Genomic DNA, 20655 nt, shown 5'->3' on the forward strand with positions numbered 1-20655 from the left:
TACCGCCTGTCACCGCTCACTCGGCGCTGCCGCCGCTGCCGGTACCGCCGGCCCCGCGTGCACCGCCCGTACCGCTCCACTCCGCTCCGCGCCGCCCATCCGGCCGGACCGCTGCCCGCACAGCAGCCCGTCGGGACGTCAACCGCTCAAGCGACGTGAGCGGCATGAGCGACTTAAGCGATCTTGAACGGCTGCTGGCACGCGCCGCAGACGATGGACGCCTGCGCGAGCACCGAGGGAACGACCCGGACGTTGCGCCCGCACCCGCAGACCGCCTTGACCCGCACGCCGCCCCCGGAGGAGCCGTGCCGGGCCGCCGGGCCGCGGAAGGCGCGCGTCGCGCCGTCGCCGGCCACCGCCTCCTGGTGCGCCCCGAGGGCACGGTCCAGGCGTTCGATGGTCTCGGCGTACCGCTCCTGGGTCTCCTTGAGCATGGTCACCTGGGAGAAGCCGCTGCTCGCGTGCGGCTCGACCGGGTGCGCCAGGCCCAGCTCGGAAGCGAGCATCAGGAAGCGCCGGTTGTGGTAGCGGCCGGCGCGCGAGGTGTCCCGGATGTCCCGGGCCGCGGCCAGACCGTGGGCGGCCTCGTGGAGGAGGCGCTCGAAACCGAGCCGCGTCCCGCAGGCCGAGGAGGACTCGCCGATCAGGGCCTCGGGCGAGGCCAGATCGGGAAGGTCCTGGTGGTAGGCCTGGATGTCACTCCAGGCGGCGGCCAGTTCGGCCGCGAGAACGAGGGGCTGTGTCGTGCTCACGCTAGACCAACGATGGAGTGCGAGCCGATGTTCCGCATGTTCTCGTTCCCGGGGAATTCACAGGGAACTCCCAGGAATGCGAGGCCGCGCGCGAATTGCGCGTTCCGGATCTGACGCAAGACCAACCCCCTGCCGGTTTGGGCCCGTCGCAACGTCGGCGGGCCTGATGAATTCCGTCCGGGGGGCGGGCTGTCGCCACCCAGGACGTACGGCCCGTGGGCCTGCCGGATTGACAGGGCCACGGGCCGTACACCGTACCGCTATTCGGTTAATACCGGGAGTTGACCGGCCAGTAGGGATGTCCCCCGCGGGGACGCACCGGAACAGTTACCGGATTCTTACCCATCCGCATTCCGGGCAAATGTCGCCGGTGCCGGTCATTACCCGTGGGCGACCGGCGCCCGGCGGACATCCACCGGACATCCACCGAACACCGAACGGATGTCAGTACGCCCGGGCGACGAGCGCGACATTGCCTTCCTGGTCGTCCGCCAGCGGCACCGAGCCGTCGGCCGCGACGATGCAGCGGACCGTGACGCCCTGCTCGGCCAGCTTGGCCTCGCCCTCCGCGCCGAGGTCGGCCCAGGAGATCCGGCCCCAGCCGGTCGCGGCGGCCTCGATGGCCTCGTCGATGGTCTTGACGTCGACCGTGCGGGACTCGCGGCGCTCGCGGGACTGGCGCAGCAGCAGCGCCTGGTCCTCCTCCAGCACGCCCGGGAGCAGCGCGGCCAGGGCGTCGATGGAGACCGGCTCCTTGCCGCCCGGGATGCGGCGGGCCAGCATCGCGGTGCCGTTCTCCAGGTCGCGCGGGCCGACCTCGATGCGCAGCGGGACGCCCTTGAGCTCCCAGTCGACGGCACGGCGGCCGAACGGGGTGTCGGTGCGGTCGTCGACCACGACCCGGATGCCGACGGCCTCCAGCTGGGCGCCGATCTCGCGGACCTTGGCGATGACCGCGTCGTCGCCCTTGATCGCGAGCACGACGGCCTGGACGGCGGCCAGGCGCGGGGGCACCCGCAGGCCGTTGTCGTCGCCGTGGGACATGATCAGGCCGCCGACCATGCGGGTCGAGACGCCCCAGGAGGTCTGCCAGACGTACTCGCGCTCGGCGCCCTGCAGCTGGTAGGTGGTGTTGAACGCCTTGGCGAAGTTCTGGCCCAGCTCGTGGCTGGTGCCCATCTGCAGCGCCTTGCCGTCGCCCATCATGCCCTCGAGGGTGAGGGTGTTGATGGCGCCGGCGAAGCGCTCCTTGGCGGTCTTGCGGCCGAGCACGACGTCGATGCCGAGCACGTTCGTCATGAAGTCGCCGTAGACCTGGGTGTGGATCATCGAGGCGTACTCGCGGGCGTCCTCGTAGGTGGCGTGGGCGGTGTGGCCCTCCTGCCAGAGGAACTCGGTGGTGCGCAGGAAGACGCGCGGGCGGAGCTCCCAACGGACCACGTTGGCCCACTGGTTGATCAGCAGGGGCAGGTCGCGGTGGCTCTGCACCCACTTCGAGAAGTACTCGTTGATGATCGTCTCGGAGGTCGGCCGGACGACGACCGGCTCCTCCAGCTGCTTGCCGCCGCCGTGGGTGACCACCGCGAGCTCGGGGGCGAAGCCCTCGACGTGCTCGGCCTCCTTGGTCAGGTAGGACTGCGGGATGAACATCGGGAAGTAGGCGTTCTGCGCGCCGGCCTTCTTGATCCGCGCGTCCATCTCCTGCTGCATCCGCTCCCACAGGCCGTAGCCGTACGGTCGGATGACCATGGTGCCGCGCACCGGACCGTTGTCGGCCAGCTCGGCCTTGTTGATGAGGTCCTGGTACCAGCGCGGGAAGTCTTCCGCCTGAGGGGTGAGAACGGGTGCCTTAGCCATGGGGCGAATGGTACGGGGCCCGGGGCCCCGGTTTCGAATCGGTATCACCGGGCGGGGGCGCACCACCGCGACACGCGCGCACCACCCTGCACCCCTCTGGACGCCGGGCCCGACCCGCTGTTCGCTGGTGTGGGGCGGGACTTTGGGGGAGCCGTAGCAGCGCACCGAAGGACCGGATGGGAGGCCGCCATGGCTTCAGCTCGCACGACCGGCACGACCGCACGACCGACGGGCGCACGCCCGCACCACCCGCGGACCGGGGCGGCCCGCCCCGCGCGGGCGCGCGACTGGGCGGAGATCCAGGAACGCATGCTGGTGCCGCTCTACGAGGCGGTCTACGACCGGCTGGAGGTCGGCCCGGCGAGCAGCGTGCTGGGCCTGGGCTGCCGCTCCGGGCTGGCCCTGCTGCTCGCGGCCGGCCGGGGCGCCCAGGTCGCCGGGCAGGAGCCGCGGGACGAGCTGCGCGAGCTGGCCCACGACCGCCGGCTGCGGGTGTGCGCGGGGCCCCGGACGTCGGCGGCCGTCGCCCGCTCGGCCCATTCGCTGGTGACGGTTTTCGAGCAGCTGCCCGGGGCCGCCGACGCCGGGCCGGTGGTCGCCGAGGCCGCCCGGCTCACCCTCCCGGGCGGGCACGTGGTGCTGGCCGCCTGGGGCCCGCCGGAGCGCTGCGAGAGCGCCCCGGTGCTGGACGTGGCCCGGCGGATGGCGGGCCGGACCACCGCGCGCGACCCGTTCGAGCTGAGCGCGCCCGGCGCGCTGGAGGACCTGCTGGCCCCGGCCGGCCTGCGTCCGGCCGGCAGCGGCCGGGTGAGCTGCCCGTTCGCCTACGCCGACCTCGACAGCGCGGTGCGCGGGCTGCTCTCCACCGGCCTGTTCGAGCCGGCCGAGGAGTTCTCCGGGGCCTCGCTGGTGGCCAAGGAGCTGGAGGAGGTGCTCCAGCCGTACCTGCGCGCGGACGGCTCGGTACGGATGGAGAACCTGTTCCGCTACCTGGTCGCCGAACGGTCGCGCTAGGCGGGACGAGGAGGGGCGAGGAGGCCGCAGAGGAGGGGCGAGGAGTCCGCAGAGGGGACGAAAAACCGGGGGCGCCCGCCACCATGGCGAGCGCCCCGGCCCCCGGCTTCACGCCCGGTCGATCGACTTCCCGTCGGCCCCGTCGGCCCCGTCGGACCCACCAGGCCCGCCGGACCCGCCGGCCGGCCCGTCGGAACCCTCGGCCCCCTCGGAGCCCTCCCGCGGCACCCCCGCCGCCCGGTACGCCGCCGCCTCGTCCAGCGTCTCCGCCTCCAGCAGCGCCGCGGCCAGCGCGTCCAGCCGGTGCCGCTGCTCGGTCAGGATCCGCACCGCGTCGTCGTAGCACTCGGAGACGATCCGCCGCGCCTCCTCGTCCACCGCGTCCAGGGTGGTCGGCGCGGCGGAGAGCCCGTACGCGCCCTGCGGGTCGGAGGGCACCGCGGTGAGCCGGCCGACCCGCTCGCTCATCCCCCAGCGTCCGGCCATCCCGCGGGCGATGTTGGTGACCTGCTCCAGGTCGCTCTCCGCACCGGTGGTGATCACCCCGTAGACCACCTGCTCGGCCGCCATGCCGCCGAGCGCGCCGATGATCCGGCCGCGCAGGTACGGCTCGGTGTACGAGTAGCGGTCGTTCTCCGGGGTGGAGAGCGTGACGCCGAGCGCCCGGCCGCGCGGCACGATGGTGATCTTGCGGACCGGGTCCGCACCGGGCTGGAGCATGCCCAGCAGCGCGTGCCCGCTCTCGTGGTACGCCGTGCGCTCGCGCTCCTCCTGCGGCATCACCAGCGGCCGCACCGCGCCGAGCTGGACCTTCTCCAGCGCGTCCGAGAGGTCCCGCTCGTTGACCGCGTCCTGCTTGCGCTTGACGGCCAGCAGCGCGGCCTCGTTGACCAGGTTGGCGAGTTCGGCGCCGGTCATCCCCGGCGTGACCTTGGCCAGCTGGTTGAGGTCGGTGTCGCCCGCCAGCGGGACGCTGCGGCTGTGGATGCGCAGGATCGCCGCGCGGCCCTCCCGGTCGGGCGGGCTGACGGTGATCCGCCGGTCGAAGCGGCCGGGGCGCAGCAGGGCCGGGTCGAGCACGTCCGCCCGGTTGGTCGCGGCGATCACGATGACGCCCTCGGAGCCGCTGAAGCCGTCCATCTCGGTGAGGATCTGGTTGAGGGTCTGCTCGCGCTCGTCGTGCCCGCCCATGCCGCCGCCGGCGCCGCGCTGGCGGCCGATGGTGTCGATCTCGTCGATGAAGATGATCGCCGGGGCGACCTTGCGGGCCTCGGCGAACAGCTCGCGGACCCGGCTGGCGCCGACGCCGACGATCATCTCGATGAACTCGGAGGCGGAGGCGGAGAAGAACGGCACGTTCGCCTCGCCGGCCACGGCCCGGGCCAGCAGGGTCTTGCCGGTTCCGGGCGGGCCGCTCAGCAGCACGCCGCGCGGCATCTTGGCGCCGAGCCTGCGGTACCGCTCGGGGTTCTTCAAGTAGTCGACGACCTCGGTGAGTTCGGCCTCGACCTCGTCGATGCCGGCCACGTCGGCGAAGGTGGTGCGCTTGCCCTCCTCGGCGGTGACCGGCTTCGGCGGGGCCTTGCGGCCGAGCGGTCCGCCGCCGAGCCCGCCGGCCATCCGGCGGGCGAGCAGCACCCAGATGAAGATCAGCAGCAGCATCGGGGCGAGCGAGATCAGCAGGTTGGTGAGGAAGCTGCGCTGCTGGACCGGCGAGGTGGCGGTGACCTCGACGCCCTGCTGCTGCAGGGTGGTCCAGAGGTTGTCGCCCGCGAAGGAGGGCCGCTGGGTGTCGAACTCGGTGTAGTCGCCCTTGCCGCCGTCCGGCTTGGGCTGGGCGCTCTTGAGGGTGCCCTCGATCGCGTCGCCCTTGGCGTAGATCTTGGTGATGTTGCCCTTGTTCAGCTGGTTGTTGAACTCGGTGTACGAGATCGTGGTGGCACCGGCGGGGCCGAAGAAGGACAGCAGCAGGTCCGAGATCAGGAACACCACGAGGGCGGTGAGGGCGAGGCCCACCCAGCCGCCGGGCATCCGGCGCTTGGGCGGCGGCGGGGGCGGGGCGCCCTCCGAACGCCAGGGCTGGTCGGGGGTCTGACGTGGCGGCACGGGTTCGGTCACCCATCGGACAATACGGACAGGTGCTCGGGCGGGCCAATCGCAACGCCGCGCCCGGACCGCCGGACGGCCGCGCCGACCCCTCCCACCAGCGACTATGCCGCTGCGCCCGGCCACTCCTCGGCGGTCAGCGCGAACCGCTCGTGGTCGCGCCAGTCCCCCTGGAGGAACAGCATCCGCGGGGTGAAGCCCTCGTGCCGGAAGCCCAGCCGCTTGGCCATCGCGATCGAGCGCTCGTTCTCCGGCTGCACGTTGATCTCCAGCCGGTGCAGCCCGAGCCCGTCGGCGGTCTGCGGGGCGAAGCAGCGGTCCACGACCAGCCGCATGCCCTCGGTCATCCGCCCGGTGCCGTTGAACGGGACGTACGAGTCGTAGCCCAGCGAGGCGTTGCAGAACCGGCCCATCACGATGTTGGCGACGTTCACCTTGCCGACCAGTCCGCCGGTCTCCCGGTCGACGATCAGGAAGGTGCGCAGCCCGGACCCCTGGCGCTTCAGCAGGTCGGGCAGTCCGTCCGGCTCGACCGGGTTCCACCGTCCGATGTGTTCGGCGGACCGCCGGACCGCTTCGGCGTACCCGGCCGTGTCCTCGGCCCTCGGGGCCCTGATCATCACTCGCATGCCCCCATCATCGGACACGCGATCGGCCCGCCGCCCGGAAACACCGGACGACGGGCCGACGGGAGCCGGTCGGAGGACTACAGCAGGTCCTTGAACTCCTTGGGCAGCTCGAAGTCGGCCGGGCCCTTGCCCGCGCCGAGGCCGAACGCGCCGCCGTCCGCCGGGCCCTGGCCGGCGCCCGGGCCGAGCGCGCGGCGCTCGGCGGCCGCGGCCTCCTCCTGGGCGCGCTTCAGCGGGTTGCCGCTCTTGCGCTTGCCCTTGGCCTGCGGGGCCTTCTTGCCGGACTTCTTGGCGCCGCCGCCCATGCCCGGGATCCCCGGCATGCCGGGCATGCCCTTGCCGGAGGCCATCGCGGACATCATCTTGCGGGCGTCGAAGAACCGCTCGACCAGGTTCTTCACCTCGCCGACCTGGACACCGGAGCCCTTGGCGATGCGGGCCCGGCGGGAGCCGTTGATCAGCTCCGGCTCGGCCCGCTCGGCCGGGGTCATCGACTTGATGATCGCGCCGACCCGGTTGACGTCCTTGTCGTCGATGTTGTTGATCTGGTCCCGGATCTGGCCCATGCCGGGCAGCATGCCGAGCAGCTTGGAGATCGAGCCCATCTTCTGGACCTGCTCCAGCTGGGACAGGAAGTCGTCCAGGGTGAACTGCTTCGGACCGCCGCGCAGCTTGGCGGCGATCTTCTCCGCCTCCTCCTGCGAGAAGGTCTGCTCGGCCTTCTCGATCAGCGAGAGGACGTCACCCATGCCGAGGATGCGCGAGGCCATCCGGTCCGGGTGGAAGGCGTCGAAGTCGTCGACTTTCTCGCCGTTGGAGGCGAACATGATCTGCCGGCCGGTGACGTGCGCGACCGACAGGGCGGCACCGCCGCGGGCGTCGCCGTCGAGCTTGGAGAGCACCACGCCGGTGAAGTCGACGCCGTCGAGGAAGGCCTGCGCGGTGGTGACCGCGTCCTGGCCGATCATCGCGTCGACGACGAACAGGACCTCGTCCGGGTTCACCGCGGCGCGGATGTCGGCGGCCTGCTGCATCAGCTCGGCGTCGATGCCCAGGCGGCCGGCGGTGTCGACGACGACGACGTCGTACTGCTTCTGCTTGGCGTACTCGATCGAGTCCTTGGCCACCTGCACCGGGTCGCCGACGCCGTTGCCCGGCTGCGGGCCGTAGAAGGCCACGCCGGCGCGCTCGGCGACCACCTGGAGCTGGTTGACCGCGTTGGGGCGCTGGAGGTCGCAGGCGACCAGCAGCGGGGTGTGCTTCTGCTTCTTCAGCCAGTGGCCGAGCTTGCCCGCCAGGGTGGTCTTACCGGCGCCCTGGAGACCGGCCAGCATGATCACCGTCGGGCCGCTCTTGGCGAACCGCACCCGTCGGGTCTCGCCACCGAGGATGGAGATGAGCTCCTCGTTGACGATCTTGATGATCTGCTGCGCCGGGTTCAGCGCACCGGAGACCTCGACGCCGAGCGCCCGCTCCTTGACCTGCTTGATGAAGGCCCGGACGACCGGCAGCGCGACGTCCGCCTCCAGCAGCGCGATGCGGATCTCGCGGGCGGTGGCGTCGATGTCCGCCTCGCTCAGGCGGCCCTTGCCCCGGAGGTTCTTGAACGTCGCTGCGAGGCGATCGGAAAGGGTGTCGAACACGTCGTCGCGGGTCCTCTGCGGCATCGGAATCGGTACGGTCGTCGCCCCCCAGGGTATCCGGCCGCCCCGGGTACGGTCTCCACCCCTGCTCCCGAAGCTCCTCCACCCCCGTTCCGGGCGCTCCTCCACCCTCGCCGCCGAGGCCCGACGGCCCCCGCCGCCGGAGCCCTCCGGGGCGCGTCAGCCCAGTGCGGCCCGGACCGCCGCCGCCACCTCGCCGGCCCGCCGGGCGGTCAGCGGACGGCCCGCCCCGTCGGTCAGGTAGAACGAGTCGACGGCCTCCGCGCCCAGCGTGGAGACGTGCGCGGTGCGCACCCGCACGCCCGCCCCGTCCAGCGCCCGGCCGATCCGGTGCAGCAGCCCGGGGGCGTCGTGCGCGCGGACCTCCAGCACGGTCGCGGTCGCCGAGGCCACCGCGGGCGCCACCGCGACCAGCGGCGGCGGGGTGGGGATGCCCCGGCGGCGCGGGGCCGCGGCGTCCCGCTCGGCGAGGCGGCGGGTGACGTCCAGCGAGCCGTCCAGCGCCCGGCGCAGGTCGGCCCGCAGCCGGGCCGCCTCCGGCAGCTCGCCGTACTCGGCCGCCACCCGCCAGGACAGCAGCAGCACCGGCCCGGCGCCCACCGGGTCCAGCTCGCGCAGCCCGGCCGAGCGGACGGCCAGCCGGTGCAGCGCGAGCACCCCGGCGGCGGTGCCGAGCAGCCCGGGCCGGTCCGGGACGGCCAGGTTCAGCTCGACGCCCATCGGCTCGGCGCCCGGCTCCGCCCCCTCGGACCGGGCCCGCAGCGACAGCGCCGGCTGCCCGGTCCGGGCGGCCTCGACCGCGAGCCGCTCCTGCTCTGCGGTCGGCGCGCTCTCCGCCGGCGGGGTGCCCGCCCCGGCCAGCCGGTCCGCGGCCCGGGCCACCAGGCCCTCCACCAGCGAGGCCCGCCAGCCGCTCCACGCGGCCGGGCCGGTGGCCAGCGCGTCCGCCTCGGTGAGCGCGTGCAGCAGCTCCAGCTCGGGCAGGGTGGCGACCACCTTGGTGACCGCCTCGACGGTGGCCGGGTCGTCCGGATCGCGCCGGGTCGCGGTGTCCACCAGCATCAGGTGGTGGCGGACCAGCACCGCCAGGGTCTCGGTGTCCTCGGGGCCGAAGCCCATCCGGGCGCCGAGGTCGCGGACGATCACCTCGCCGGCCTCGCTGTGGTCCCCCGGCCAGCCCTTGCCGATGTCGTGCAGCAGCGCGGCGACCAGCAGCAGGTCCGGGCGGGCCACCCGGCGGGTCATCGCGGCGGCCCGCACCGCCGTCTCCACCAGGTGCCGGTCCACCGTCCAGCGGTGCACCGCGTTGCGCTGCGGACGGCAGCGCACCCGCTCCCAGTCCGGGATCAGCCGGCGGACCAGCCCCTCCGCCTCCAGCGCCTCCCACACCGGGACGGCCGACTCCCCCGCGCCCAGCAGGGTGACCAGCTGCTCGCGCGCCTCGTCCGGCCAGGGCACCGGCAGCGGGCGGCACTCGGCGGCCAGCCGGCGCACCGTGGCGTACGAGACGGTCAGCCCGTTCTGCGCGGCGGCGGCCGCGGCGCGCAGCGGCAGCACCGGGTCGGCGGCCGGTCGGGCGCCCTGGGCGAGCACGGCCTCGCCGTCCTGCTCGACCACGCCCTCGGCGAGCGGCCGCCGCTCGACCGCGCCCCGGGCCACCGCGCCGGCGCCGCGTCCGGTGCCGGCGAACGGGATGCCCAGCCGGCGCACCCGCCGGCCGCGGCCGCCGCGGGCCGCGAGCACCCGGTCCACCGCCCGCCAGGTGACGTCGCCCGCGTACGCGACGGTGCGGGCGGCCTCGTAGACCCGGCGCAGCAGGGTGTCGGCGTCCAGCACCCCGAGCCGCTCGGCGACCTGGTCCTGGTCCTGGAGGCCGAGCCGGTCGGTGGCCCGGCCGGTGACCAGGTGCAGGGCGTCCCGCACATCGGCCAGCCACCGCGCGGCGTCGTCCAGGCCGTCCCGGGGCGCGTCGGCCAGCCAGCTGGCGGCGATCGCGTCCAGCGCCACGACATCGCGCAGGCCGCCGCGGGCCTCCTTGAGGTCGGGCTCCAGCAGGAAGGACAGCTCACCCTGCCGTTCGGCCCGCTCGCGGCCCAGCTCGCGCAGCTCGGGCAGGCGCGCGGGGGCGCTCGCGCGCCAGTCGGTGAGCACCGCGGCGCGCAGCGCGTCGGTGAGCGCCCGGTCCCCGGCGAGGTGCCGGGCGTCCAGCAGGCCGAGCTGGGCCTTGAGGTCGGCGGCGGCGACCGCGCGGGCCTCCGCGACGGTGCGCACCGCGTGGTCGAGCCTGGCGCCCGAGTCCCAGACCGGGTACCAGATCCGCTCGGGCAGCTCCCCGGCGACCGGACCGTCGTGCAGCAGCAGGACGTCCAGGTCGCTGCGCGGGGACAGCTCGCCCCGCCCGTAGCCGCCGACCGCGACCAGCGCGACGCCGGGCGGGTCGCCGGCGGCCGCGAGCAGCCCGGCCAGCCAGTCGTCGGTGAGCCGGGCGAGCGCCCGGCGGCGGGGGCGGCCGCCCGGGCCGGGGGCGGCGAGCAGCGCGGCCCGGGCGGCGGCGGCACAGCCGACGGGGTCGGAGGGGTCGACGGGGTCGGAGGGGCTGGTCTCGGAGGTCATGCGCGTGGGTCCCGTCCGTCGTGCTGGGTGAACCGTCCTGCTGGTGAACCGTCCTGCCCTCGGGTCGACCGTTCGGCCGTTCGGCCGCTCCGGAGAGGCCGGTACGGAAGCGCCGGTACGCCGCCGGGCGGACCCGCACCCTCCCGGGTGAACGGGCCCGCCGTCCGGCGCGGGGCGACCGGCCGCCGGGCTACAGGGCGTCCGGGCCGCGCTCGCCGGTGCGGACCCGTACGGCGGTGTCGACCGGCACGCTCCACACCTTGCCGTCGCCGATCTTCCCGGTCCGGGCGGCCTTCACCAGGACGTCGATCAGGTCCTCGGCGTCCTCGTCCTCGACCAGGACCTCGATCCTGACCTTCGGTACCAGGTCCACGGTGTACTCGGCCCCCCGGTACACCTCGGTGTGGCCGCGCTGGCGGCCGTAGCCGCTGGCCTCGGTGACGGTGAGGCCGTGCACCCCGAAGGCCTGGAGGGCGGACTTCACCTCGTCCAGTCGGTACGGCTTGATCACGGCGGTGATGAGCTTCATCGGGCGTCGACCTCGGTCCTCTTCTCGGCGGGCTGCACGGCGGGCTGGGCGGCACCGGGTTCCGCGACGCCGGTCCGTTCGCCGGTCCGTTGGGTGGACCGTCCGGCGGACCGCTCGGCGGCGGACGTCGCGGCAGCGGCGGCCAGGCCCGGCAGGGCCCGGGCCAGCCCCGCCCCCACGGCGGTGAAATCGTAGGCGGACTCGGCGTGTTCGGCCTGGTCGATGCCGGCCGTCTCGACCTCGCCGGAGACCCGGAAGCCGACCAGCCGGTCGACCGCCTTGGCCAGCAGCCAGGACAGCACGAAGGAGTACGCCGCGACCACCGCCACGCCCATCGCCTGCTTGCCCAGCTGGCCGATCCCACCCCCGTAGAACAGGCCCTTGACGCCCTGGCCGACCCCGCCGGTGGCGAACAGGCCGACCAGCAGCGAGCCCACCGCCCCGCCGACCGCGTGCACGCCCACCACGTCGAGCGAGTCGTCGAAGCCCCAGCGGTACTTGAGCGAGACGGCGGCGCAGCAGACCGCGCCCGCGACCAGTCCGATCGCCACCGCGCCGAGCGGGCTGACCGAGCCGCAGGCCGGGGTGATCGCGACCAGTCCGGCCACCGCGCCGGAGGCGGCGCCCAGCGTGGTGAAGGCGCCGTGCCTGAACCGCTCGTAGACCAGCCAGCCGACCAGCGCCGCACCGGTGGCGACCTGGGTGTTCACCATGGCCATCGCGGCGACGCCGTTGGCGGCCAGCGCCGAGCCCGCGTTGAAGCCGAACCAGCCGAACCAGAGCAGCCCGGAGCCGAGCATCACCAGCGGCAGGCTGTGCGGGCGCATCGGGTCCTTCTTGAAGCCGATCCGCTTGCCCAGCACCAGGCAGAGCGCGAGGCCGGCGACGCCCGCGTTGATGTGCACGGCCGTCCCGCCGGCGAAGTCGATCACGCCGTTGCGGTCGCCCAGCCAGCCGCCGTGGCCGCCGTCGAAGAAGAACACCCAGTGCGCGACCGGGAAGTAGACGACCGTCACCCAGAGCGCGATGAACAGGCCCCAGGCGGCGAATCTGGCCCGGTCCGCGACGGCGCCGCTGATCAGCGCCGGGGTGATGACCGCGAACATCAGCTGGAACAGCGCGAAGGCGGTGACCGGGATGGAGCCGGTCAGCTCGTCGAGGCCGAGGCCGCGCATCCCGAGGTGGTCCAGGTTGCCGATCAGGCCGGCGAAGGAGTCGGACCCGAAGCTGAGCGAGTAGCCGTAGAGGACCCACAGCACGCTGACGATGCCGAGCGAGAGGAAGCTCATCGCCAGCATGTTCAGCGTGCTCTTGGCCCTGACCATGCCCCCGTAGAAGAAGGCCAGCCCTGGGGTCATCAGCATGACCAGGGCCGCACTGATGAGTACGAAGGCGGTGTCGCCCGCGCTGAAGCCGTCCGGCATCGGCGTCTCCTCTGCGTCCAGGCCGATCCGCACCCGGGGACCCGTCCCGTGGTGCCACCCGGGGTGTCGGCGTTGAGGAGGAGCGTGCCGAAGGCTGGTTTCGGCCGGTGCGGCCGGTTGTTTCACCGCGGTGACGCGTGCGACGCGCGGGTTACGGCTGCGTGAACCGCGGCCGCCGCGGCCCGGCAGGGGCCGACCACCGGACGCCGGACATGCCACCGACCGTGACGGCGGCGGCCGCCACGGTCGGTGGAGCTCTTTCCTGCGGACGGCCCTGGCGGGCCTCCGGTCAGACCACCGAGACGAACTCCGGGATGTCCTGGACCACCCGCTCCTTGAGCCGGCTCACCGCGTCCACACCCTTGAACCGGGCCGACGCGGCCTCCGTGGTCTTGCGGACCCGGGAGTTCAGCCGCTCCGAGCGCACCTTGGTGGCGATGTCCACCGCCTGCTCGGCCATCACCACCGCCTGCTCGGCCTCCTTCTGCAGCAGGTGGACGCTGGCCATGCCGATCAGGTTGAAGGCGTACGAGCGCACGTGGTCGGCGTCCTGGCGGAACAGGTCGACCGCGGTCTCCATCACCGGCGCGGACAGCGAGGCGTACAGCTCGGCGTTGTCCGAGTGGTACGCGAGGTCGCGGAAGGAGTGGGCGTTCTCGGCGTTCAGCTCGGCGGGCGAGAAGAACTTCAGCCAGTCCGGGTCCTGGTCCCCGTCCCGGATGTCGGTGAAGGTGTCCTCGGCCAGCCGGATCGCCCGGGCGCAGCGGTTGACCTCGCCGATGGTGGCGTAGGCGCGCGCCTCCATCGCGTACAGCAGGGACTGCTGGCGCGGGGTGGCGGCGTCGCGGCTGCCGTACTGGGCCAGGTGGATGAGTTCCAGGGCGTCCTCGCCCCGGTTGAGGTGGATCATCTGGCGGCTCATGTCGGTGAGGATCAGCGCGCCGAACGGGCGGTCGCCGGCCTCCTTGGCCGCGTGCAGGGCGAGCACGTAGTACTTCTGCGCGCTCGGGTGCATCCCGACGTCGTACGACATCCACCCGGCCAGGTGGGCGAGTTCGGCGGTGAGCCGGAACAGCCGCTTGGTGGTGTCCTCGCTGTACGTCTCCTGGAGCAGGTCGGTGACCTCGTGCAGCTGGCCGACGACGGCCTTGCGGCGCAGCCCGCCGCCGTTCTGGGCGTCCCACTGCCGGAACATGACCGTGGTCTGCTCCAGCAGTTCGAGCTCGGGTTCGGAGAGCCGGCCGGTGAAGGCCTCGCCGCCGTTGGCCGCGGTGAGGATCGGGGTGGGGACGCCGCTCGGGCCGGGGGCGAGCCAGCGCTGCATCGGCTCGATCAGCGCGGCGCCCGCGGTCAGCGCGAGTGAGGTGCCGAGGAAGCCCCGGCGGTTGAGCATGAGGTCGCTGCGGGAGTAGTCGCTGATCAGCTGGACGGTCTGCTGGCCGCTCCACGGCAGGTCGACGCCGCCGCCCACGGTGGAGACCGGGATCGCGGCGCGCAGGCCGAGGTCCTCGATGGAGACCACCGAGCCGAACCGCTCGGAGAAGAGTTCCGACATGATCTTGGGGATCGGCTCGCGGGGCTGCTCGCCGTCGAGCCAGCGGCGCACCCGGGAGGTGTCGGTGGACACGTGGTGGGCGCCGATCTGCCGGGCCTTGCGGTTGACCTGGCGGGCCAACTCGCCCTTGGACCAGCCACTGCGGGCGAACCACGTGGTCAGCTTCTCATTCGGTTGCTTCTCTGCCATGGGTAACGTCCCCATCCCGCCCGGCCCCTACCGGGGCCCCCGATCGTGACCGCCCGACGGTTGCGGGCTCTTGCCAGACGTGCCGTGCCTGAGGTGCCGCGGCGCCGCCGTACCGCAGCGCCCTCGCACTGGTGTGCCATCGTTGCGGACGATCCGTCAGATTCCCAACTCCCGTTGCCCGACGGCCCGGGACAGACTCCTCGACGACATCCGCACGCTGAACGTAATGCCCCGTGAGGGGCCCGTGGGAGCGCCCCTGGCGAAACGCCACCTTTCGCCACCCCCAGGAGTGAACCGAAGCCCGGGGGCACACGCTTCACTTAGGGAGTCCCGACGGCCCGGCATATGCGGGCCGCCAAGTCCCCCGGCCCATCCCGGAGGACCCGGCGGAACCCGCAACCCACCGCAGCCACAGGCGAGTTCACCGTCCACTCGGGACGGCGACAGCCCCACGAACACGACGATCCGGCATCGGCGCCGCCCCCACAAGGCGGCGCCCGAGGCGCACCGCCGGAACAGGCGCACACCACGCGCTGCGCGCCGCCACCGCACTACGCACCACACGGCTGACAATCAACACACAGTCACCGTCCCGTAACCATCGGCAACAAGAACCTGTTGGGGGAGGCATGGACAACCTGTTCGGCGAACTTCGACTGGGGCACCTGCGGCTGGCACCGCTGGGCGCGCGCCGCCGCACCAAGGTCACCGCGTCCCAGGCCGCCGCGGAGTACACCGGCCGCTGGGGCTGGGCGGTCGTCACCGGCGATCCGGAGACCGGCACCCCGGTCGCCGGCGCCACCGCCCCGCCCCGCTGTCCCTGCGGCTCCCCCCGCTGCGCCGCACCCGGTCTGCACCCCGTGCGGGGCGGCGGCCGGGCCCGCGCCGCCCGCACCGAGGGCGCGGTGCTGTTCCCCACCGGCCGCGCCTTCGACGTCCTGGACGTCCCCGAGCAGGCCGGCCTCCAGGCCCTGGTCCGGCTGGAGCGGATGGGCACCCAGGTGGGCCCGGTGCTCGCGCCCCCCACCGGCCGGCTCCAGTTCCTGGTCGCCGCCGGCACCGCCCGGCGCCTGCCCGACCTGCTGTACCGGATGGGCTGGGACGACGCCGCGCTCGACCTGGTCTGCCACGGCGAGGGCGGCCACGTCGCCGCCCCGCCCACCGTCCTCGGCGGCCTCGGCCCGGTCCGCTGGCTGCGCCGCCCCACCCGCGACAACGCGGGCTGCCCGCCGGAGGCCCGGCTGCTGCTCGGCACCCTCGCCTACGCCTGCCACCGCGGCCGCGAGCGCACCGCCGAGCCGGCCTGGATGGCCTCCTGACCGCCCCGCCCCGGCACGCGGAAGGGCCCGCCCCCTGGAGGGGGCGGGCCCTTCGTGCGCTTCCCTGATCGAACGCTTCGCGGAGGCTGTCAGTCGCCGATCAGCGCGTCCACGAACGCCCCCGGCTCGAACGGGGCCAGGTCGTCCGCGCCCTCGCCCAGGCCGATCAGCTTGACCGGCACGCCCAGCTCGCGCTGGACCGCGACCACGATGCCGCCCTTGGCGGTGCCGTCCAACTTGGTCAGCACGATGCCGGTGATGTCGACCACCTCGGCGAACACCCGGGCCTGGATCAGGCCGTTCTGGCCGGTGGTGGCGTCCAGCACCAGCAGCACCTCGTCCACCGGGCCGTGCTTCTCGACGACCCGCTTGACCTTGCCCAGCTCGTCCATCAGGCCGGTCTTGGTGTGCAGGCGGCCGGCGGTGTCGATCAGCACGGTGTCCGCGCCCTCGGCGATGCCCTCCTTGACCGCGTCGAAGGCGATCGAGGCCGGGTCCCCGCCCTCCGGGCCGCGCACGGTGCGCGCGCCCACCCGCTCGCCCCAGGTCTGGAGCTGGTCGGCGGCGGCGGCGCGGAAGGTGTCGGCGGCGCCGAGCACCACCGTGCGGCCGTCGGCGACCAGGACGCGGGCCAGCTTGCCGGTCGTGGTGGTCTTGCCGACGCCGTTGACGCCGACCACCAGGACCACCGCCGGGCCCTCCTCGTGCTTGGTGGAGCGCACGGCACGGTCGGAGTCCTTGCCGACCAGCTCGACCAGCTCCTCGCGCAGCAGCGCGCGCAGCTCGTCGGGGGTGCGGGTGCCGAGCACCTTCACCCGGGTGCGCAGCCGCTCGACCAGCTCCTGGGTGGGGGCGACGCCGACGTCCGCGGTGAGCAGCGTCTCCTCGATCTCCTCCCAGGTGTCCTCGTCCAGGTGCTCGCGGGAGAGCAGCGAGAGCAGGCCCTTGCCGAGCGAGTTCTGCGAGCGGGAGAGCCGCGAGCGCAGCCGGACCAGCCGGCCGGCGGTGGGCTCGGGCACCTCGATGGCCGGGGCCGCCTCAGCGGTCTCGACGACCTCGGCCTCGGTGGCCTCGACCTCGGCGGGCGCCTCGGCCTCCGGGAGTTGCACCTCCTCGACGGTGCGGCGGGGCGCCTCGGTCGGCGGCGCGGCCTCCTCGCCGACCTGGGGCTCCTGCGGGGTGGGCTTCGGCGCCGTGATGACCGGCGCCTGCGACTTCGGGGGCAGCTGCTGGCGTCGTCTGCCGGAAACGACGAGGCCGGCGATCGCGCCGATGGCGACCACGGCGATGACTACGGCAAGGATCACGTATTCCATATCCGCTCCAGTATCCGCGACCGGAGCCCGGATGGACCGCAGCCGCCCTACACCGATGCGGTGCGTACGGCCCGCGGCCGGCGCTCCCGGTGCTCCTCGCGCAGCCGCTGGCTGATCACCTGCGAGATGCCGTCGCCCTTCATGGTCACGCCGTAGAGGGCGTCGGCCGACTCCATGGTGAGCTTCTGGTGGGTGATCACGATCAGCTGGGAGCTCTCCCGCAGCTCCTCCATGATCCCGATCAGCCGGCGCAGGTTGGTCTCGTCCAGCGCCGCCTCCACCTCGTCCATCACGTAGAACGGGCTGGGCCGGGCCTTGAAGATCGCGACCAGCAGCGCCACCGCGGTCAGCGAGCGCTCGCCGCCGGACAGCAGCGACAGCCGCTTGACCTTCTTGCCCGGCGGCCGGGCCTCGACCTCGACCCCGGTGGCGAGCATGTTCTCCGGGTCGGTCAGCACCAGCCGGCCCTCCCCGCCCGGGAAGAGCCGGGCGAAGACGCCCTCGAACTGGGCGGCGGTGTCGTGGTACGCCGAGGTGAACAACTGCTCGACCCGCTGGTCCACCTCCCGGACGATGTCCAGCAGGTCGCGCCGGCTGCGCTTGAGGTCGTCCAGCTGCTCGCCGAGGAACCGGTGACGCTCCTCCAGCGCGGCGAACTCCTCCAGCGCCAGCGGGTTGACCTTGCCGAGCTGCTGGTACGCCTTCTCGGCCGCCCGCAGCCGCTTCTCCTGCTCGGCCCGGACGTACGGGTACGGCTCGCCCGGTTCCGTCCCCTCCTCGGGCGCGGACGGCGGGACGGGCTGGTCCGGCCCGTACGAGGCGAGCAGCTCGCCGCCGTCGATGCCGAACTCCTCCAGCGCGCGGGCCTCCAGCTGCTCGATCCGCAGCCGCTTCTCGGCCCGCAGCACCTCGTCCCGGTGCCCGGCGTCGACCAGCTTGTCCAGCTCCTCCTTGAGCCCGCGGCCGTGCTCCCGGTGCTCGCGCAGCTCGTGCTCGCGCTCGGCCCGCGCCTGTTCGACGGCCGCCCGCCCGGCGTCCGCGCGGGCCAGCGACACCTCCAGGCAGGCCAGCAGCTGCCGGGCGCCCGCCGCGACGGCGTTCGCCACCGAGGCGTCGTGCTCGGCGCGCCGGCGGCGCTCGGCGGCCCGGGCGCGCGCCTCGCGCTCGGCGCGGGCGGCCCGGTCCAGCTGGTCGGCCCGGCCGGCCAGGGCGCGGACCCGCTCCTCGTGGGTGCGCACCGCGAGCCGGGCCTCCAGCTCGGCCTGCCGGGCGTCGCTCGCGGCCCCGGCCAGCCGCTGCTGTTCGGCGGCGTCCGGCTCGTCCTCCCCGGCCCGGGCCGACTCCTCGGCGGCGGCCAGGCGCCGCGCCAGCTCCTCGGCGCCGTCGAGCAGTTCGGCCAGCCCCTGCTCGGCGCGCGCGGCGGCGTCCGACAGCCGACCGGCCTCGCCGGCGGCGGCGCGGGCCTGCCCGCCGAGCCGGCCGAGCGCCCCGGCGACCTGGGCCCGCTCCTTCTCCTCCTGCCGTCTCCGCTCGGCGAGTTGCTCCACCTCGGCGGCCGACTCCCGTCGCTGCTCGGCGAGTCGGGCCAGCCGCTCGGCCGATTCGGCGCAGCGGACGGTGAGTTCGCCGATCGCCCGGGCCGCCTCGTCCACCGCGGCCTGGGTCTCCAGCAGGCTCGGCGCGCCGCCGGAGCCGCCCTGGGCGAAGCCGGCGCCGAGCCGGTCCCCGTCGGCGGTGACGGCGCACAGCGCGGGGTGCCCGGCGACCAGCCGCAGCGCCCGGTCGAGGTCCGCGACCACCGCCACCCCGGCCAGCAGCCGCCGGACCGCCCCGAGCAACTCGGCCGGGCCGTCGACCAGTTCGGCCGCCCAGCGGGCCCCGTCCGGCAGCTCCCCCGCCGGCTCGGCCGCCTCGGCGGAGCCGGCGGTACCGGCGATCAGCAGCGCGGCCCGGCCGGCGTCCTCGGCCCGCAGCAGCCGCAGGGCCCCGGCGGCGGTGGACGGCGAGTCGACGGCCACCGCGTCGGCCGCCGCACCGAGCGCCGCCGCGAGCGGCACCTCGTACCCCGGCTCGATCCGCAGCAGCGCGGCCGCCGGGCCGAGCAGCCCGCCCAGCCACTCCCCCGCGTCCAGCAGCGCGCCGGTGCCGTCCTTGCGGCGCAGGCCGAGGGAGAGCGCCTCGTGCCGTGCGGTCAGCCCGGCCCGCTCGCGCTCGGCGGCGGCGGACGCCTCCCGGGCCGCGGCCAGCTCCCCTTCCACCGCGGCGAGGTGCTCGCGCGCCCGCCGGTACCGGGCCTCGGCCTGCTCGTCCTCCCCGGCCAGGCCGTCCACCTGCCGCTGGAGTTCGTCCAGCTCGCCCCGGGCGGCCTCGGCGCGCAGCAGCGCCTCGTCCCTGGCCTCGGCGAGCCGGCCGATCTCGGCCTGCGCGGCGGCGGCCCTGGACCGGGCGGCGGCGGCCTGCCCCTGCAGCCTGGCCAGGCCCTCCCGGCGGTCGGCGATGGCCCGGGCGGCGTCCCGCAGCCGGCGCTCCTCGGCGGCCAGCTCCCGCTCCAGTCCGTCCTTGCGCTCGACCGCCTCGGCCAGCGCGTACCGTGCCTCCTCCAGCGCCTCGGTCAGCGCGGCCTCCTCCTCGCGGACCCGCGCGGCCTCCCGTTCCGTGTCCTCCGGGTCGCGCCCGCGCCGCTCCTCGCCCCGGCCCCCGGCGGCGGCGTGCCGGGCGCGGGCCTCGGCCAGCCCGACGGTGCCGCGGGTGCGCTCGGCGAGCGCGGAGAGCCGGTACCAGGTCTGCCGGGCGGTCTCCAGTCCGGGGCCGAGCTGCTCGACCTGCGCCTCCAGGACGCGTTCGCGCTGCACCGCCCGGGCCAGCTCCTGCTCGACGGTGGTGCGGCGCAGCCGCAGCGCCAGTTCGTCCGCGACCTCGGCCTCGACGGCCCGGCGGAGCGCGCACAGGTCGTCGGCGAGCAGCCGCAGCCGGGCGTCGCGCAGGTCGGCCTGGATGCCGGCGGCCCGGCGGGCGATCCGGGCCTGCCGGCCGAGCGGTCCGAGCTGGCGGCGCAGTTCGGCCACCAGGTCCTGGACCCGGTTGAGGTTGGCCTGCATCGCGTCCAGCTTCCGCAGCGCCTTCTCCTTGCGCTTGCGGTGCTTGAGGACGCCGGCCGCCTCCTCGATGAAGGCGCGCCGGCCCATCGGGTCGGCGTGCAGCACGGAGTCCAGCTGGCCCTGCCCGACGATGACGTGCATCTCGCGGCCGATGCCGGAGTCGGAGAGCAGCTCCTGGATGTCCAGCAGGCGGCAGGTCTCACCGTTGAGGGCGTACTCGCTGCCGCCGTTGCGGAACATGGTCCGGGTGATGGTCACCTCGGAGTAGTCGATCGGCAGGGCGCCGTCGGTGTTGTCGATGGTGAGGCTGACCTCGGCCCGGCCGAGCGGGGCGCGCCCGCTGGTCCCGGCGAAGATGACGTCCTCCATCTTGCCGCCGCGCAGCGACTTGGCCCCCTGCTCGCCCATCACCCAGGACAGCGCGTCGACCACGTTCGACTTGCCGGAGCCGTTCGGGCCGACGACGCAGGTGATGCCGGGCTCGAAGCGCAGGGTGGTGCTGGAGGCGAAGGACTTGAACCCGCGCAGCGTCAGACTCTTCAGGTGCACGCGGCCGGTCCCCTCTATCGCTCAGACGGGAACCGACTGTA

General features: G+C 74.3%; 13 protein-coding genes. 2 read left to right on the forward strand and 11 right to left on the reverse strand.

The window, feature by feature from the left end; translation table 11 throughout:
- Window positions 1–173: 173 nt before the first annotated feature.
- Together ACWDD9_RS31920 and proS are read right to left on the reverse strand one after the other, a co-directional pair.
- A complete protein-coding gene (locus ACWDD9_RS31920; protein WP_049650398.1) occupies window positions 174–752 on the reverse strand; it encodes a hypothetical protein in 579 nt (192 codons plus the stop codon).
- 444 nt (window positions 753–1196) lie between these two features.
- Window positions 1197–2609 (reverse strand): proline--tRNA ligase, encoded by a 1413-nt coding sequence (gene proS / locus ACWDD9_RS31925; RefSeq protein WP_049650399.1) that lies wholly within the window; start codon window positions 2607–2609, stop codon window positions 1197–1199.
- Between the two features lie 189 nt (window positions 2610–2798).
- On the opposite strand from proS, the gene ACWDD9_RS31930 reads away from it, so the two are divergent.
- Window positions 2799–3623, forward strand: a complete 825-nt coding sequence (locus ACWDD9_RS31930) for a class I SAM-dependent methyltransferase (protein ID WP_449813513.1) — start codon at window positions 2799–2801, stop codon at window positions 3621–3623.
- A gap of 108 nt (window positions 3624–3731) precedes the next feature.
- On the opposite strand, the gene ftsH is transcribed toward ACWDD9_RS31930, so the two are convergent.
- From ftsH to nsdA, 7 genes are all read right to left on the reverse strand, one after another.
- Window positions 3732–5741 carry an ATP-dependent zinc metalloprotease FtsH gene (ftsH, locus tag ACWDD9_RS31935; RefSeq protein WP_380779989.1) on the reverse strand — a complete coding sequence of 670 codons (2010 nt, stop codon included), beginning with the start codon at window positions 5739–5741 and terminating at the stop codon, window positions 3732–3734.
- A gap of 92 nt (window positions 5742–5833) precedes the next feature.
- Window positions 5834–6358, reverse strand: a complete 525-nt coding sequence (locus ACWDD9_RS31940; protein WP_082346170.1) for a GNAT family N-acetyltransferase — start codon at window positions 6356–6358, stop codon at window positions 5834–5836.
- A 77-nt stretch (window positions 6359–6435) separates the two neighbouring features.
- A complete protein-coding gene (gene ffh / locus ACWDD9_RS31945) occupies window positions 6436–8001 on the reverse strand; it encodes a signal recognition particle protein (RefSeq protein ID WP_387975838.1) in 1566 nt (521 codons plus the stop codon).
- A 180-nt stretch (window positions 8002–8181) separates the two neighbouring features.
- Window positions 8182–10635, reverse strand: a complete 2454-nt coding sequence (locus tag ACWDD9_RS31950) for a [protein-PII] uridylyltransferase (RefSeq protein WP_449813514.1) — start codon at window positions 10633–10635, stop codon at window positions 8182–8184.
- Between the two features lie 190 nt (window positions 10636–10825).
- A complete protein-coding gene (locus ACWDD9_RS31955; protein WP_049659191.1) occupies window positions 10826–11164 on the reverse strand; it encodes a P-II family nitrogen regulator in 339 nt (112 codons plus the stop codon).
- Entirely contained in the window at window positions 11161–12588 is a 1428-nt protein-coding gene (locus tag ACWDD9_RS31960) for an ammonium transporter (protein WP_449813515.1), read from the reverse strand. Before ACWDD9_RS31960 ends, ACWDD9_RS31955 begins: the two co-directional genes overlap by 4 nt.
- A gap of 289 nt (window positions 12589–12877) precedes the next feature.
- Window positions 12878–14332 carry a transcriptional repressor NsdA gene (nsdA, locus tag ACWDD9_RS31965; RefSeq protein ID WP_181970686.1) on the reverse strand — a complete coding sequence of 485 codons (1455 nt, stop codon included), beginning with the start codon at window positions 14330–14332 and terminating at the stop codon, window positions 12878–12880.
- 629 nt (window positions 14333–14961) lie between these two features.
- On the opposite strand from nsdA, the gene ACWDD9_RS31970 reads away from it, so the two are divergent.
- Window positions 14962–15651 (forward strand): bifunctional DNA primase/polymerase, encoded by a 690-nt coding sequence (locus tag ACWDD9_RS31970; protein WP_074001515.1) that lies wholly within the window; start codon window positions 14962–14964, stop codon window positions 15649–15651.
- Between the two features lie 89 nt (window positions 15652–15740).
- On the opposite strand, the gene ftsY is transcribed toward ACWDD9_RS31970, so the two are convergent.
- Together ftsY and smc are read right to left on the reverse strand one after the other, a co-directional pair.
- Window positions 15741–16967, reverse strand: coding sequence for a signal recognition particle-docking protein FtsY (gene ftsY, locus ACWDD9_RS31975; protein ID WP_416875924.1), 1227 nt, complete (start codon window positions 16965–16967; stop codon window positions 15741–15743).
- A gap of 47 nt (window positions 16968–17014) precedes the next feature.
- On the reverse strand, window positions 17015–20614 hold the full coding sequence (gene smc / locus ACWDD9_RS31980) for a chromosome segregation protein SMC (RefSeq protein ID WP_449813516.1): 3600 nt from the start codon (window positions 20612–20614) through the stop codon (window positions 17015–17017).
- Window positions 20615–20655 lie beyond the last annotated feature (41 nt).

The sequence above is a fragment of the Kitasatospora sp. NPDC001119 genome (assembly GCF_053598475.1).

Bases quoted from the DNA above. Each gene is read 5' to 3' on its own strand.
- proS (WP_049650399.1), bottom strand. From the start codon at position 2,609: ATGGCTAAGGCACCCGTTCTCACCCCTCAGGCGGAAGACTTCCCGCGC.
- ACWDD9_RS31930 (WP_449813513.1), top strand. From the start codon at position 2,799: ATGGCTTCAGCTCGCACGACCGGCACGACCGCACGACCGACGGGCGCA.
- ACWDD9_RS31940 (WP_082346170.1), bottom strand. From the start codon at position 6,358: ATGCGAGTGATGATCAGGGCCCCGAGGGCCGAGGACACGGCCGGGTAC.
- ACWDD9_RS31950 (WP_449813514.1), bottom strand. From the start codon at position 10,635: ATGACCTCCGAGACCAGCCCCTCCGACCCCGTCGACCCCTCCGACCCC.
- ACWDD9_RS31955 (WP_049659191.1), bottom strand. From the start codon at position 11,164: ATGAAGCTCATCACCGCCGTGATCAAGCCGTACCGACTGGACGAGGTG.
- ACWDD9_RS31960 (WP_449813515.1), bottom strand. From the start codon at position 12,588: ATGCCGGACGGCTTCAGCGCGGGCGACACCGCCTTCGTACTCATCAGT.
- nsdA (WP_181970686.1), bottom strand. From the start codon at position 14,332: ATGGCAGAGAAGCAACCGAATGAGAAGCTGACCACGTGGTTCGCCCGC.
- ACWDD9_RS31970 (WP_074001515.1), top strand. From the start codon at position 14,962: ATGGACAACCTGTTCGGCGAACTTCGACTGGGGCACCTGCGGCTGGCA.
- ftsY (WP_416875924.1), bottom strand. From the start codon at position 16,967: ATGGAATACGTGATCCTTGCCGTAGTCATCGCCGTGGTCGCCATCGGC.